We start from the raw sequence: 14,020 nt of genomic DNA, 5'->3' as shown, positions 1-14,020 counted from the left end.
ATCGACGTTCAGACTGCGAAACTAACAACACCCAGTGACGCCCCGCCCAACGGCGGGGCGTTTGCATTTGGATGTCGTTGATTGCGGGATTCAGATTGTGCCGCACGCGCCGCGTTGTGTCGCCGAAAACCAAATTGCGCCGAGAGCTAGTTTCAACGGCGCCCATTCCCCCGCCAGGTCGTGTAGATGAGCCAGAAGCCGCCCACGACCGATGCCGCGAACCCGAGCATCGCAAAGACGGAGAGACCAACCGGCAGTTTGGCCCCGGAAAAACTCATCACCATGGAGGACCCAACGATGAGTGCGGCAATGACGATGGCCATGGAAACGCGGGTAATCGAGCGCTCGAAGCGGTCGAGGTAGTGCTCCATACGCACGATGTCGATGCCGAGGTTGAGCTGCCCCCGCTGTGCCATTTGCAGCAGCTTCTTAAGATCGCGCGGCAGGCCAGTGACAAGATCCAACCCCTCCGCCGCCCCGTCTCGCGCCTTGCGCAGCACCCGGTCGGGCGCGTAGCGGCGCAGCATCTGGCGCTGCAGGAACGGCTCGGCGACGGCCACCATGTCGAAATCAGGATCAAGCTGCCGGCCCATGCCATCGAGTGAGGCGAATGCCTTGGCCATCAGCGTCAGATCCGAAGGCAGCGAGAGGTTGTGGTCTCGCATGGCGGCAAAGAGATCCCGCGTAAGCGAGGCGATATCGAGCCGGTCCAGCGCCACCCCGTGCACGCGGTCGATAAACGCATCGATGCGACCCTCCAGCGCAAGGTTGCGCCGATCGTCGGCATCCGCCCAGGTCAGCAGGATTTCGGTCACCTTGTCGGCCCGGCGTTCGACCATACCGTGAAGCAGGTCGACCATCTCGTCGCGCCGCTGGCGCGACAACTGACCGACCATTCCGAAGTCAATGAAAACGAGCCGGTCGTCGGGTAGGTAGAATACGTTCCCGGGATGCGGATCGGCGTGGAAGAACCGGTCCTCGAACATCATTTTCAGAACCGCTTCTGCGCCCCGCCGCGCAATCCGGCGCTTGTCGAAACCGCCCGCATCCACCGCCTCCCGATCGCTGCCGGCAACTCCGTCGATGAACGCCTGCACGTTCATCCTTTCGCTCGTGTAGTCCCAGTAGACTTTGGGCGTGGAAATCGCCGGATCATCCGCGAAGTTGCGGGCTATGGTTTCCGAATTCCGACCTTCGATGGCGAAATCGAGCTCGGTGTGGATAGAGTTTGCGAATTCCTGCAATATTGCTTCCGGCCGCAGTCGGGCCACATCTTCGAAGCGGCGAGTTGCAAAACGGGCAAGGCGGCGCAGCAACCGCAGGTCTGCCTCGATCATTCGGCGAATACCGGGGCGCCGGATCTTCACAACCACCTCATCGCCGCTCGCGAGGCACGCGCGGTGGGTCTGGGCGACCGACCCCGCGGCCAACGGCACCGTGTCGATCTCGGCAAAGACCTCGCGAAGCGGGCGTCCCAATTCGGCCTCGATCTCGGTCACCAGTTTATCGAACGGCAACGTCGGCACGCGGTCCCGGAGTTTTTCAAGTTCGCGAATGTAGTCGGGCGGCAGCAAATCCACACGTGTGGAGAGGATCTGCCCGAGCTTGACAAAGGTCGGCCCCATCTCTTCCAGCGCACGCCGCATTCTCTCCGGCGCCGGAACGTCCATCAGACGTTCGCTGTCGCTCCGGTGCAGGACCTCCCCGGCTTTCTCAACGATTTGATCAACACCGGCGTAGCGCAGGAAATCTCCGAATCCGTACCGGATCAAGATTGTTGAAAGCTCAGTCAGGCGGCGAAATTCGCTCGGAGACGCGGTGGATGCAGGCAACTAAGAGCCCTCTGTGTCGCAGATCTGGCGACCGCGGCTTGCGACCTGCCGGTTGTGGATATCCCGCTTGTTAGCGGCTGGAGCGGAAAGGGTCCATCCGCCTTTGCGCAATCCCGCATGCCAGCTGCGCGCAGCTTGGGAAGCCAAGCTCCCCGTACCGAACCGAGTTCGCGCAACCAAGGGCCGTTCGTTCGGGATTGTAAACCGACATCTCCGATCTCAGCTGCGGACCCGCAATCTCAGCACGCGCCCGTCACGGCCAATTTCGATGTCCCAATCCCGGCCACTGCCTTCGGCGAGGCGGGAAACGTCGCGCACGCCGGTCACGTCAACGCCATTAACGCGTCGCACGCGGTCGCCGGGGCGAAGGCCAAACCGTGCCGACTGCCCGTCGGCTTGCATCACGATCACGCCCGCAGCAGAAAGCGGCAAATCCAGTTCGTCGATCAGCTTCGGCGTGATGTCTGCGACCAGAAGCCCGGCCAAGGGGCCGCGACCTCCGAGCCGGCTTGGCTCTGACTGGTCTCCGTCTGGCGCCGGCCCAATCGCGACGTCGATCTCCGACTCTCTACCTTCGCGCAGAACGGCGACCCGTATGTCGCGGTCCGGACCGAATGTGAGCAAACGATACTCCAGTTCCGCCTCGCCGTTCACCGGCATGCCGCCGATGCGCAGTATCACGTCGCCGGTGCGCAAACCGGCCACGGCAAAGGGGCTCTGCGGATGCATCTCGGTGATCAGAGCCCCTTCAGGCCGCGCCTGCCCGAGCGCACCGGACAGCCCACCATCGACCGGCTGAACCTCGATTCCGGCCCAGGGGCGTAGGAAGTTTCCGTCGCCACGCCGCGCCTGCTCGACATATTGCGCCACCAGATTGGATGGAATCGCGAAGCCGATTCCGTTCGAACCGCCGGACCGCGTCAGGATCGACGTGTTGAGCCCCAGGAGTCGCCCAGACATATCCACCAGCGCGCCACCCGAATTTCCCGGGTTTATCGGCGCGTCCGTCTGGATGAAGTACCCCGGACCGGCCTGTGCCGCCGCGGCGCTTCGTGCGGTGGCGGAAACGATTCCGCTCGAAACCGTCTGCCCGACGCCAAATGGATTGCCGATTGCGAGCACCAGATCGCCGACCTCGGCCACGTCGGAATCGGCGAATTCCAATGAGGGCAGATCCGACGCTCCATTTAGCCGGATCACTGCGATATCCGCTTCCTCGTCGGCCAGCACCACATCGCCGGAAAACTCTCTGCGGTCCGGCAAGACCACACGGATGTCGGTTGCCTCCTGAACCACGTGGTAGTTCGAAACGACGACGCCATCAGCAGCGACAATCACTCCCGATCCCAGCGAGTTCTGGACACGCGGAACCGACCGGCCGTACCCTTGAAAAAACTGGGAAAAGAACGGATCGTCGGCAAAGGGACTGGCACGAAGCTCCTTAACCCAGGTCGCGTAGACGTTCACCACGGCGGGCGCGCTGCGCTTGACCACGGGCGCGAACGAGAGCTGCATTTCTGCTTTGTTTGCAGGCGGGCGCGTCTCGGCAGGTGCTGCTTGCACCGCGGCCAGGAAAAACGCTAGGGACAGCAAGGCTATACGCCGCATTGGCACTGGCTCCATTGCATTCGTTCTGTAGTCTGCCGTGTCAATATGCGCAGCGCTCGGCAACGTTCAACCGGGCTGGCGAGGTATGTGTCTTGCACCGCGTACCGATCCGACCTAGCTGCTGCAATGTTGCAAGACAGGAAACCGCCGATGACCCGACCGCTCGAGACTCTCACCGCCGCCCTTCTGGAAGCCGCCAAACAGGCAGGCGCAGAAGCCGCGGATGCCATCGCCATAGAGGGTACGTCGATCAGCATTGACGTGCGCGGTGGGACCTTGGAGCAGGCGGAGCGGTCCGAGAGCACGGATATCGGCGTGCGTGTGATGATCGGAAACCGGCAGGCTTGCGTATCGTCCTCCTCGACCGCGCCGGAGACATTGGCCGAGATGGCAGAACGCGCGGTCGCCATGGCGCGGGAAGCTCCCGAAGACCCCGGCGTCCGTCAGGCCAGGCCTGACCAGCTTGCAAAAGATACGGATTGCTCAGTGCTCGAGATGGACGACCCGGCTGGTGAACCTCTCCCAGAAGACCTCGAACGGTTGGCACGGGACGCAGAAGCGTCCGCGCTGGCCCATGATGGTATATCTCGCGTGGATTCCTCGACGGCGGTCTATGGCCGGCGGCAGGTTCAACTGGCCACCTCCGCCGGCTTTGCTGGCGGCTACGCCCGCACCGACTCGGCGCTGTTCACGGTCGCGATAACTGGCGAAGGCACGGGGATGGAGCGCGACTACTTCGGCGAGAGCCGGAGCCATCTTGCCGATCTGCCAAGCCCGGAAGACGTCGGGCGTATTGCAGCGGAACGCACGCTCGCCAGGGCAGGAGCCCGCAAGGCGCCAACAGGCGCGTTTCCGGTGCTGTTCGACGAACGCATTGCCGCATCCCTCGTTGGGCACCTTCTGGTCGCGATCAACGGAAGCGCCATTGTGCGGGGCGCTTCCTGGCTACGCGATGCGATGGGGCAGGAGGTTCTGCCCAAGGGAGTGTCGATCACCGAGCAACCCCGGCGATTGCGGGGCCCCTCGTCGCGGCTTTTCGATGCCGAGGGGCTACCGACAGCCGAACGCCACATCGTCCGCGACGGTACCCTGGAGGGCTGGGTGCTGGATCTTTCGACAGCGCACAAGCTCGGACAGGAAAGCACCGCAAATGCAGCGCGCGGTCCATCGGCGCCACCGTCCCCCTCGGTCACGAACATCGCGCTCACCGAAGGGGTTGCAAGCCGCAATGAGCTCGTCTCGCAGATGGGCACCGGTCTGCTGGTGACCTCGATGATCGGTTCGACGATCAATCCGACCACGGGCGACTACTCTCGTGGCGCGTCCGGGTTCTGGGTCGAGAACGGAGAAATCACCTATCCGGTCAACGAATGTACCATCGCAGGCAACTTGCGAGACATGCTGAAATCGTTGGTGCCGGCAAATGACGCACGCCCACACGTGGCGCGTGTGGTGCCCTCGCTGCTGGTCGAGGGGTTGACGCTTGCCGGGGGATGACCTTCAGCTGTTGACCGATGCCGCGGTCGCCGCGGGCGAGATCGCCTGCCGGCATTTCCACGCGGGACACGCCGTCTGGGACAAGGGAGCCGGCCAGGGCCCCGTGACCGAGGCCGATCTGGAGATCGACCGGATGCTGCATGCACGCCTCACGGGTGCGCGGCCGGACTACGGCTGGATGTCCGAGGAAAGCGAGGACGATGCGGGGTCCCGACTGGCCCGGCCGCGTACCTTCGTCGTCGATCCGATCGATGGAACCCGCGCCTTCACCGACGGGCACCGGACATGGGCCCATTCCCTGGCAGTCGCAAACCGGGGCGAAGTGACGGCGGCCGTAGTGTATCTGCCTCTTTTGCAAAGACTTTACACGGCAGAACGAGGCGGCGGGGCGCGTCTCAATGGCCGGACCATCCGCGCAAGCGGCCGTCCGGCGCTCCGTGGTGCCGATGTTCTTGCCGCCGGGCCGACACTCAAGCCGCAACACTGGCCTGGCGGCGTTCCAGATGTGACGCGCCACTTCCGCTCGTCCCTCGCCTACCGGCTGAGTCTTGTGGGACAGGGACGCTTCGATGCAATGCTGACTTTGCGCGACAGCTGGGAATGGGACATTGCCGCCGGCAGTCTCGTTGCTCAGGAAGCCGGCGCGAAAGTGAGCGACCGAAAGGGCGACCCGATAACGTTCAACAGCCCGCGCAGGCAAGCCTTCGGCGTTGTTTGCGCCACGCCGGCGGTCCACAAGGAAATGCTCGACCGTCTGAACCGTTGAAAAAGGTAATGGTCAGCAAAAAACCAAATCGGGGTGGACCACATCCGGAGGAGATGCCGTGTGCCGACGGCCGCGCGTGCGCCCCAAAGCCTGCGCTATTGGCCGCGACGACTGGCCCGCCGCCCTCGGCTTGACGCACCGCGCCCAACCTCTAGGGTGCCGCGCAACGGACTTCAGGACAGGAGGACCTCATGGTTCAGCGTCTGCATCTCGTCTTTGGCGGCGAATTGATCGACCCATCTAAGACAGCCTTCAAGGACGTCGACGATATTCATATCGTCGGTATGTTCCCCGACTATGCCTCTGCCCACGATGCGTGGAAGGAACATGCCCAGAAGACGGTGGATAACGCCCATATGAGGTATTTCATCGCCCACATTCACCGCCTGCGTGACGAGGAAGCCGAAGCCTCGGCAACCGAGGAACTGGGCTGAGCCGCCACAATTGGACGCGCTGACGATCCCCCGCCTCCGGGCCCGGCTTCTGGCGCCGGGACAGACGCGCAAGCTCGCGTCAGAGGCGCAGCGCGGGGGAGACGCTGGACGGGCGGCCGCTGAAAGGCTGGGGCGGATCGACACGCCCCGGCCACCAGGTGTCCTGATTTGGGTCCACGCGCCTGAGGGCGTCGACCCGCTGGCGCTCGTGTCGCTGCAGGAACGTCTGGAGGAAGAGGCCACAAGCGCAACGATCCTCTTGACCTCTGATACGGCCGTCGATCCGACGCTTGGTATCAGTTCACAAGATGTGATTTGCCAGTTGCCGCCAGTCGAAACCGCCCGGGCCGTGCAGCGTTTTCTCGACCACTGGATGCCCGACGTGTCGATTTGGCTGCGAACGGTCGACAAGCCGCTTTTGCTCGATGCCACGGCGCAACGAGCGATTCCACTTCTGCTGCAGGATGCCGTCGCACCTGTCGCCGTGGGCGGACGGGCACGCAACCTTCAGCGGCAATTGCTGGGCTTGTTCGACCGGATCCTCGCTCCGGATGTTACCCACTCGGAGTCGATCCGAACCCTCGGCGCAATTCCAGCGAGAATCGAAACCACAGGGCCGCTCACACGGGTAAACCAGCCCCCCGCATGTATCGAGTCCGAGCGCGAAGATCTTGCCGCCAAGCTTCACGCGCGTCCGATCTGGTTGGTCGCCTGCCCCGCTCCTTCAGAAATCGACGCCGTGCTGACGGCGCATCGCCTGGCCCTGCGCAGCATGCATCGTCTCCTACTCATTCTGGTGCCTGTTGCCGACCATCTTGGGCCGGACCTCGCCTCGGAGCTGACGCAAAAGGGATTTACCGTCGCGCGCAGAGAGGCCGGCGAAGATCCCGACGCCGGTAGCGACGTTTTCATTGTCGACTGCGTTGAAGAACTCGGGCTCTGCTACCGGCTGTCCCCGGTGGCATTTCTCGGTGGCACGTTGTCCGGCGCCGGCGTGCCGAACCCAATGGACGCTGCAACGCTTGGGTCCGCGATCATCGCCGGCCCAAACGCGGCGGGCGAGGCGCGTATCGCACTTGACGCACTGGATGACGCCGGCGCCTGCCGCCGCATTCCCGGACCAGCGGCGCTTGGCCCCACGGTTGTCGATCTGCTTGCACCCGACACGGCTGCACGGCTCGCTGTTAACGCTTGGGATGCGGCAACAGAAGGTGTGCAGGTTCTGGACCGGCTCGCGCAGCACGTGCTGTCGGCACTTCGTAACCGGGCGGTCTGATGCGGGCTCCGGCATTCTGGGACAACCCTCCGGACGCACCGGGCTGGCAAGCACGTCTACTCGCCCCACTTGGTCGGCTCTATGCGGCGGCGACCCGACGGCGGTTAAAAAGCACGACGCCTTATCGGGCTGGCGTGCCCGTGATTTGCATTGGCAACATCAATGCGGGCGGAACCGGCAAGACACCGACAGTGATTGCCATCGCGCAGAGACTCGGCACCGGAACCCATGTGGTTAGCCGCGGCCACGGTGGACGCTTGCAAGGCCCAATCCGGGTTGACCCGGCAAATCACAGCGCTGAGGATGTGGGCGACGAACCGTTGCTGATCGCAGCCTTCGCACCAACATGGGTTGCGCGCGAACGAGCAGCCGGAGTGGCCGCCGCCGAAAACGCAGGCGCGGCACGCATACTGATGGACGACGGGTTTCAGAATCCGTCGGTCTTCAAGGATCTCGGCATTGTTGTCGTGGATGCCGCGCACGGCTTCGGCAATGGGCGTTGTATCCCATCCGGTCCCCTTCGCGAACCCGTGGAATCCGGCCTGGCGCGGGGTGACCTGATGCTGAGCATCGGCACCGCATCAATGCAACAGCGCTTTGCCGGCCGTTGGAGCCACGCGATCCAAGCCGCCGCCCTGCCACATGCGACTGGCGTACTCGTGCCGCTCGCGACAGGGATGGACTGGCAAGGAACACGGGCGCTGGCATTCGCAGGAATTGGGCACCCGGAGAAGTTTTTCGCCACCCTCCGCGCTCTGGGGGCGGAAATCCTGCGGGCAGAGGCGCTGGAGGATCACCAGCCCTACACGCCTGCGCTGCTTTCCCGCCTGGAGACTGAGGCAAGGGTTCTGGGCGCGCAGCTCGTCACCACCGAAAAGGACGCCGTACGGATGCCGGCGTCCTTTCGACGGAACGTGCTGACGGTTCCGGTCAGGCTGGAACTGGACGACTGGGCGCCGCTCGACGCCCTCATCGACCAATTGCACTGACGGTCAGGTTACTCCGCGAGCTTCTCGTCCAGAACCTTGGCGAAGTCGGCGTAGCTCATGTTGCTGTATTTCTCGCCGTTGATGATGAAGCTCGGCGTCGCGTTGATACCGTGCTCCTCGGCATTGGCCTCGTACCAATCGACAAGCGCTTGTGCGGTACCTGCATCCTGCATGCAGGCGTTCACCTGCTCGTCAGTCAGCCCCGCCTTTCGGCCAATCTTGCGCAGGTTGTCGGCAACAGTGGCCGGCTCGCCGTGGGTCCATTCGCTCTGCTCGTCGTAGAGCAGTCCCTGAACACCGAAGTAGCGCATGGGATCGCAACGCGCGACCATACTTGCCCATAGCCCGTAGCGGTCGAAGTAGACATCTCGGAACGTGAACTGGATCTTTCCGGTATCGACGTAGTTTTCCTTGATATCGGGAAAGACGTTCTGCTCGAAATTGGCGCAGTGCCCGCAGGTGAACGAAGCGTATTCGATCACCTGTACCGATGCGTCAGGGTTGCCGAGGGACATCTCGACGATCTCGGCAGTCGCGGCCTCTCCGTCAGCGGCATGGGCGGCCGGTACGAGAGAATTGACCGGTCCGGCAGACTGGTGGCTCAACCAGTAGCCGAAGCCAGTCGCGGCAACGGCGCCCAGCACCGTGAGGGTAAGGTAACGCTTCATTCGGGTTTCTCCGATCGTCTCTTGTTCTTGGTGAGGACAAGCGCACCGAGGGTCGAGAGCGCATTTCGGAGTGTCTCGTCAGAGACATCTCCGGACAGATCCGCCGCCTTTCGTTGCGCACTTTCGTCCGGCGCGCTCGGCGCGGGATTCGGGGCAGGAGAGAATGCGGCTTGCCCTTCGGAAAAGCCCGTGGGCGCGGTCTGGGTGAAGCGAATACGCGAAATCGCGGCATATCCGTAGACCGCATTCACTTTCTCGCGGAGCCGGGGTTCCTGCATCTGCAACATCGGGGCATTGGCACCGGTGGTGAGCACTGTCAGGGTCGCACCGAAGCTTCCCCGCCCATAGCCAATGGAAACGGGACGCGCGATCGCTGCGATCTCGGCACCTGCAATCTCGGCCCAGTGTGTGAGCACACGCGATTCCGAGAAGCCGCGTTTTTCACTCGCTTGGCGGATACGCGTCGCCAATAGGCCCGAGGTCCGCTCGAACCCGCGCTTCCGCCGGGTGGGTTTGAATGGTTCACCGGATCGTGGGGACATGACGGTGGGCCTGGTGCCTGACTTCTGCTCAAGTTCACTCTATCTTAACCGCTGGTCCGCCGGGGGCCAGAGGGACCGCGTCGGGAGGCATAAACATTGCGTGACGAAAGCTTGCTGCCGGCCGGGGTGGCCCTGCTCGACTGGTACGACAGCCACGCGCGCGTTTTGCCATGGCGTATTGGCCCTGCCGACCGTCGTGCAGGCGTAACGCCGGATCCCTACGTCGTCTGGTTGAGCGAAATCATGCTTCAGCAGACGACCGTTGCCGCAGTTCGAGAGAAATTCTTGCGTTTTGTCATGCTCTGGCCTGAGGTCGGTGCGCTCGCCGCGGCTGAGGATGCGCAAGTGATGGCCGAGTGGGCAGGACTCGGCTACTACGCACGTGCCCGCAACCTTCTGAAATGTGCCCGCGTTGTCGCCGGCAAGTTGGACGGGCGCTTTCCCGACACCCGCGAGGAGTTGCTGGCGCTCCCTGGTGTCGGCCCCTACACCGCCGCCGCCATCGCCTCCATCGCCTTTGACCGCGTGGAGGTGGTCGTAGATGGCAATGTGGAGCGCGTTGTGGCGCGGCTGTTCGATGTTGACGCGCCACTGCCGAAAGCCAAGCCGGAACTGACGCGGCTGGCCGGGCTTCTGACACCTGAGACACGTCCGGGCGACCATGCACAGGCGATGATGGACCTCGGCGCGACGATCTGCACACCGACCGCGCCGGCTTGCGGAATCTGCCCGTTGTTGAATGTCTGCGCCGCCCACGCAAGCGGACGCGCGCCGGAACTTCCGCGAAAGGAACCCAAGAAGCCGAAGCCGGTCCGGCTCGGATACGCCTATGTCGCCCGACGAATCGATGGCGCGCTGCTGCTGGAGACCCGTCCGGAAAAGGGCTTGCTGGGGGGCATGCTCGCTTGGCCGGGCACGGAGTGGAATTCGGCTCCGCAGGCCGCTGTGCCCGTTGCGGGCAACTGGCAAAGTCTCGACGGTGAGGTACGCCACACATTCACGCATTTCCATCTCCGATTGGCGGTCGAGATTGCGGCGGTTCCCAACGACGCTCGCCCCAACAGAGGAGCGTTCATACCAGCGCGGGACTTCCGCCCCGAGGCGCTGCCGACGGTCATGCGCAAGGTCTGGAACCTCGCGTCACCGGCGCTTGGGTCGCTTTGACGTTTTTGGCCCGCTGGCGCAGAGTGGCGTCAGGTTGCACTGCCGCAAGAGGCTGCCAATGAATGCCGCTCGCCAAATTGACCGCTTTCAGGCAGCCGCGCCGTTCTGGCTCTCATTGGCGACCGTTCCATTGGCTATCCTGTCGGCAACACGCGGCGGCTGGTGGGCAATCTCGCTGCCCGTTTTTGCCTGGATCATCTTCACAGTGCTGGACCGGATCACTGGCCTCGACGAAGCGAATGCCGATCCCGATACACCGGAGCGCGACCTGTTCTGGTACCGATCTGTCACGATGATCTGGTTCCCGATCCAGGCCGGACTCACGTTGTGGGCCGTCGCCTACGTGCCCGATGCGGTCCACCTATCTCTTGCGGAGAAGTTCGCCATCTTCTTCGGACTTGGGGTGGTGTCCGGCACAATCGGCATTGTCTACGCGCACGAGTTGCTCCACCAATCCAACCGGCTGGAGCGTTGGCTGGGAGACTTGTTGCTGGCTTCCGTGCTCTACAGCCATTTCCGCACCGAGCATTTGCTGGTGCATCACGTCTACGTCGGCACGCCGCGCGATGCGGTCACTGCGCGATACAACGAAGGGTTTCACCGTTTCTTCGTCAGGGTATTGCGAGATTGCCCCGCCTCAGCATTCGCCGCCGAGAAACGGCTGCTCGCTCGCAGCGGGCGGCCCTGGCACGATCGTTCGAACCCATTCTGGCGGTACTGGCTCCTACAAATCGCGGCACTCGCCTTGGTCTATGTTTCCGGTGGTTGGACGGGACTGGGATTTTTCGCCTTCCAGGCGGTCGTCGCGATCTGGCAACTGGAAGCAGTCAACTACGTGGAGCACTATGGGCTGACACGTAAACACCTCGGAAATGGAAGATACGAGCACGTACTGCCGCGCCATAGCTGGAACGCATCGCACAGGGCAACGAACTGGTTGCTTATCAACCTTCAGCGGCATTCCGACCACCACTACAAACCCGCACGTCGCTTCCCGTTGCTGCAAACCTATGACATCGACGAAGCACCGCAGTTGCCACTCGGGTACCCGGCCATGACCTTCCTGGCGATGATCCCGCCACTTTGGCGGCGCCAGATGAACCCCCGCGTGCGTGCGTGGCGCCGACAATTCTACCCTGAAATCGAGGACTGGACGCCTTACAAACTAGGCACCACGCCAATGCCGCGGTAACGCTCCGAACGCCCGCACGACGTTTCGCCTAGGTTCACTGGTCGCAATTTGCAGCTGAACAAAAAAAGCCCCGCCATGAGGGGGCGGGGCTAAGTAGGTGCCATCGTGTCAGGCCACAGGCACCGGCGGTAACTTGGAGATTTCGTTCAGGACGGACGTGCCCGCATCTCGGCGCGGATCTGCTGACGCAGCACATCGATCGGCACCGGCTTGCCGTCGCGCTTGAAATGCCAGTAGGTCCAACCGTTGCAGGACGGCGCGCCTTCGAGCGCGGCGCCGACCTGGTGGATCGAGCCACGCGTATCGTTGGCGATCAGCGTACCGTCGGCGCGGATCTTCGCGGCCTTCCCGTTGGCCGATGTCAGCACTTCCCCCGGGCGCAACATGCCACGCTCGACGAGCTGCCCGAAAGGTACCCGCGGTTCGGCACGCTTCGAGGTCGAGACCTGAAGTGCTTCCTTTTCGAGCCGACGCACCCGGCCGATCCGGGCTTCGGCAACCTTGCGGTAATCGGCCTCTCGCTCGATGCCGATGAAATCGCGGCCGAGCATTTTGGCCACGGCGCCGGTGGTGCCGGTGCCGAAGAAGGGGTCGAGCACCACGTCGCCCGGGTTGGTCGTTCCGATCAGGACACGGTGCAGCAGGCTTTCCGGCTTTTGCGTCGGATGTGCCTTGTCGCCCTTGGCGTCCTTCAGCCGCTCGTGGCCATTACAGATCGGCAGGACCCAGTCGGAACGCATTTGCACGCCTTCGTTGAGCGCCTTGAGTGCCTCGTAGTTGAATGTGTACTTGCCACCCTCGGCCTTGCTCGCCCAGATCATTGTCTCGTGTGCGTTGGTCAACCGCTTGCCGCGGAAGTTCGGCATCGGATTGGATTTGCGCCAGACCACGTCGTTGAGGATCCAGAAGCCCGCATCCTGCATCTTGGCTCCGACCCGGAAAATATTGTGATAAGAACCGATCACCCAGATCGCGCCGTTTGGCTTGAGAAGTCGGCGCGCTTCCTTGAGCCAGCTTTCGGTGAAACCGTCGTAGGCGGCAAAGGACGAAAAGCTATCCCAGGCATCGTCAACTGCATCGACCATGGAATTATCCGGGCGGTGCAGCGTGCCCTTGAGCTGCAGGTTGTAGGGCGGATCGGCAAAGATCAGATCGACCGAGGCATCGGGGAGCTTGCGCATCTCCTCGACGCAATCGCCAGCAAGGATCGTGTTCAGCGGCAGGGCCGTGGCCGCTGCCTTCGTCTTGGTCGTCATCGTTCTGCCTCTGTCCCCGCGCCCTTTTATTTGGGCGTCTGAAGTTGGGGACAGAATGAGTCAAAGGCGATTCGCCGTCAAATTCTTTATTGAATCAATGACTTGGCAATTTTCCTTGATACAAGATATTGCGCACTGGCGCGAAGGAACGCCTATGATGTGGGGTTACCCCAAGATTTCGGAGCGCAAGTTTGTGTTCCGGAGTCGGGTATCCGGCATTGTGCTCCCAGCCATAGCCGGGGTGTTGTTGCGCCAAATCCACCATGAGTCCGTCACGCGCCACCTTGGCAACAATCGACGCGGCGGCGATTGACAGGCTCTTTGCATCGCCGCGAACCACGGTTTCGGCATTGCATGGCAAGCCGGGGGGCATCCGGTTGCCGTCGATCAAGGCGAAGTCGGGTGCCGGAGCGATCTCCAACAGCGCCTCGACCATAGCGCGTTGTGCGGCGCGAAGGATGTTCAGTCGTTCGATTTCCTCCACTCCGACATGAACGACCGCCACGTGTGCGGTCTCCCGGATTGCTTCGGCCAAGGAAGCACGGCGTTTGGGAGAGAGCTTCTTGCTGTCGTTGAGACCCTCGGGGATATGGTTGCGGTCGAGCACCACGGCCGCTGCCGTTACAGGGCCGGCAAGTGGTCCGCGCCCCACCTCGTCGATGCCAGCGACAATGCGGGCACCCCGCGCCCACGCTGCTTCTTCGAATGAAAGATCGGGTTTCATGCCCCATACCGACCCTGACAAGACGCCGGGCACAAGCGAAAACGGCGGGAGGCCACACCTCCCGCCGTTCCG

At 63.0% G+C, this 14,020-nt stretch carries 13 protein-coding genes; 7 read left to right on the top strand and 6 right to left on the bottom strand.

Going from position 1 to position 14,020, the window contains the following annotated elements:
* Positions 1–152 precede the first annotated feature (152 nt).
* Both ARC39_RS00840 and ARC39_RS00835 read right to left on the bottom strand, forming a co-directional pair.
* Positions 153–1,772, bottom strand: a complete 1,620-nt coding sequence (locus tag ARC39_RS00840) for an ABC1 kinase family protein (protein ID WP_236545085.1) — start codon at positions 1,770–1,772, stop codon at positions 153–155.
* A 279-nt stretch (positions 1,773–2,051) separates the two neighbouring features.
* Positions 2,052–3,440 (bottom strand): trypsin-like peptidase domain-containing protein, encoded by a 1,389-nt coding sequence (locus tag ARC39_RS00835; RefSeq protein ID WP_068108616.1) that lies wholly within the window; start codon positions 3,438–3,440, stop codon positions 2,052–2,054.
* A gap of 150 nt (positions 3,441–3,590) precedes the next feature.
* Here ARC39_RS00835 and ARC39_RS00830 point away from each other — a divergent pair, with 150 nt between their 5' ends.
* The 5 genes from ARC39_RS00830 (at position 3,591) to lpxK (ending at position 8,402) form a co-directional block, all read left to right on the top strand.
* The gene (locus ARC39_RS00830) at positions 3,591–4,937 is read left to right on the top strand and encodes a TldD/PmbA family protein (protein WP_068108613.1); all 1,347 of its coding nucleotides are present in this window, start codon (positions 3,591–3,593) and stop codon (positions 4,935–4,937) included.
* Entirely contained in the window at positions 4,924–5,703 is a 780-nt protein-coding gene (locus tag ARC39_RS00825) for an inositol monophosphatase family protein (protein ID WP_068108611.1), read from the top strand. Before ARC39_RS00830 ends, ARC39_RS00825 begins: the two co-directional genes overlap by 14 nt.
* A 191-nt stretch (positions 5,704–5,894) precedes the next feature.
* On the top strand, positions 5,895–6,137 hold the full coding sequence (locus ARC39_RS00820) for a DUF4170 domain-containing protein (protein WP_068108609.1): 243 nt from the start codon (positions 5,895–5,897) through the stop codon (positions 6,135–6,137).
* 10 nt (positions 6,138–6,147) lie between these two features.
* Complete coding sequence (locus tag ARC39_RS00815) at positions 6,148–7,413, top strand: 3-deoxy-D-manno-octulosonic acid transferase (protein ID WP_068108606.1); 1,266 nt, start codon at positions 6,148–6,150, stop codon at positions 7,411–7,413.
* Positions 7,413–8,402, top strand: coding sequence for a tetraacyldisaccharide 4'-kinase (lpxK, locus tag ARC39_RS00810; RefSeq protein WP_068108604.1), 990 nt, complete (start codon positions 7,413–7,415; stop codon positions 8,400–8,402). Before ARC39_RS00815 ends, lpxK begins: the two co-directional genes overlap by 1 nt.
* 8 nt (positions 8,403–8,410) lie before the next feature.
* Here lpxK and ARC39_RS00805 read toward each other — a convergent pair whose 3' ends face one another.
* Positions 8,411–9,070, bottom strand: a complete 660-nt coding sequence (locus ARC39_RS00805; protein ID WP_068108601.1) for a DsbA family protein — start codon at positions 9,068–9,070, stop codon at positions 8,411–8,413.
* Positions 9,067–9,486: a DUF721 domain-containing protein gene (locus ARC39_RS00800; RefSeq protein ID WP_438273248.1), complete on the bottom strand. Its 420-nt coding sequence runs from the start codon at positions 9,484–9,486 to the stop codon at positions 9,067–9,069. Before ARC39_RS00800 ends, ARC39_RS00805 begins: the two co-directional genes overlap by 4 nt.
* A gap of 222 nt (positions 9,487–9,708) precedes the next feature.
* On the opposite strand from ARC39_RS00800, the gene ARC39_RS00795 reads away from it, so the two are divergent.
* Positions 9,709–10,776, top strand: a complete 1,068-nt coding sequence (locus tag ARC39_RS00795; RefSeq protein ID WP_068108595.1) for an A/G-specific adenine glycosylase — start codon at positions 9,709–9,711, stop codon at positions 10,774–10,776.
* Positions 10,777–10,834: 58 nt separating this feature from the next.
* A complete protein-coding gene (locus ARC39_RS00790; protein WP_068108592.1) occupies positions 10,835–11,968 on the top strand; it encodes an alkane 1-monooxygenase in 1,134 nt (377 codons plus the stop codon).
* A 146-nt stretch (positions 11,969–12,114) separates the two neighbouring features.
* Here ARC39_RS00790 and ARC39_RS00785 read toward each other — a convergent pair whose 3' ends face one another.
* Both ARC39_RS00785 and rnhB read right to left on the bottom strand, forming a co-directional pair.
* Complete coding sequence (locus ARC39_RS00785) at positions 12,115–13,224, bottom strand: site-specific DNA-methyltransferase (RefSeq protein WP_068108589.1); 1,110 nt, start codon at positions 13,222–13,224, stop codon at positions 12,115–12,117.
* 94 nt (positions 13,225–13,318) lie between these two features.
* Entirely contained in the window at positions 13,319–13,948 is a 630-nt protein-coding gene (rnhB, locus tag ARC39_RS00780) for a ribonuclease HII (protein ID WP_068108587.1), read from the bottom strand.
* Positions 13,949–14,020: the final 72 nt, after the last annotated feature.

It is taken from the genome of Tropicimonas marinistellae (assembly GCF_001509585.1).
Classification (GTDB): domain Bacteria; phylum Pseudomonadota; class Alphaproteobacteria; order Rhodobacterales; family Rhodobacteraceae; genus Tropicimonas; species Tropicimonas marinistellae.
Note: the sequence above shows the minus strand (reverse complement) of the source record. Positions and strands in the feature narration are given on the sequence as shown.

Excerpts from the sequence above, each read along its gene's own strand:
- ARC39_RS00835 (WP_068108616.1), bottom strand. The coding sequence starts at position 3,440 with ATGCGGCGTATAGCCTTGCTGTCCCTAGCGTTTTTCCTGGCCGCGGTG.
- ARC39_RS00830 (WP_068108613.1), top strand. The coding sequence starts at position 3,591 with ATGACCCGACCGCTCGAGACTCTCACCGCCGCCCTTCTGGAAGCCGCC.
- ARC39_RS00820 (WP_068108609.1), top strand. The coding sequence starts at position 5,895 with ATGGTTCAGCGTCTGCATCTCGTCTTTGGCGGCGAATTGATCGACCCA.
- lpxK (WP_068108604.1), top strand. The coding sequence starts at position 7,413 with ATGCGGGCTCCGGCATTCTGGGACAACCCTCCGGACGCACCGGGCTGG.
- ARC39_RS00805 (WP_068108601.1), bottom strand. The coding sequence starts at position 9,070 with ATGAAGCGTTACCTTACCCTCACGGTGCTGGGCGCCGTTGCCGCGACT.
- ARC39_RS00790 (WP_068108592.1), top strand. The coding sequence starts at position 10,835 with ATGAATGCCGCTCGCCAAATTGACCGCTTTCAGGCAGCCGCGCCGTTC.
- ARC39_RS00785 (WP_068108589.1), bottom strand. The coding sequence starts at position 13,224 with ATGACGACCAAGACGAAGGCAGCGGCCACGGCCCTGCCGCTGAACACG.
- rnhB (WP_068108587.1), bottom strand. The coding sequence starts at position 13,948 with ATGAAACCCGATCTTTCATTCGAAGAAGCAGCGTGGGCGCGGGGTGCC.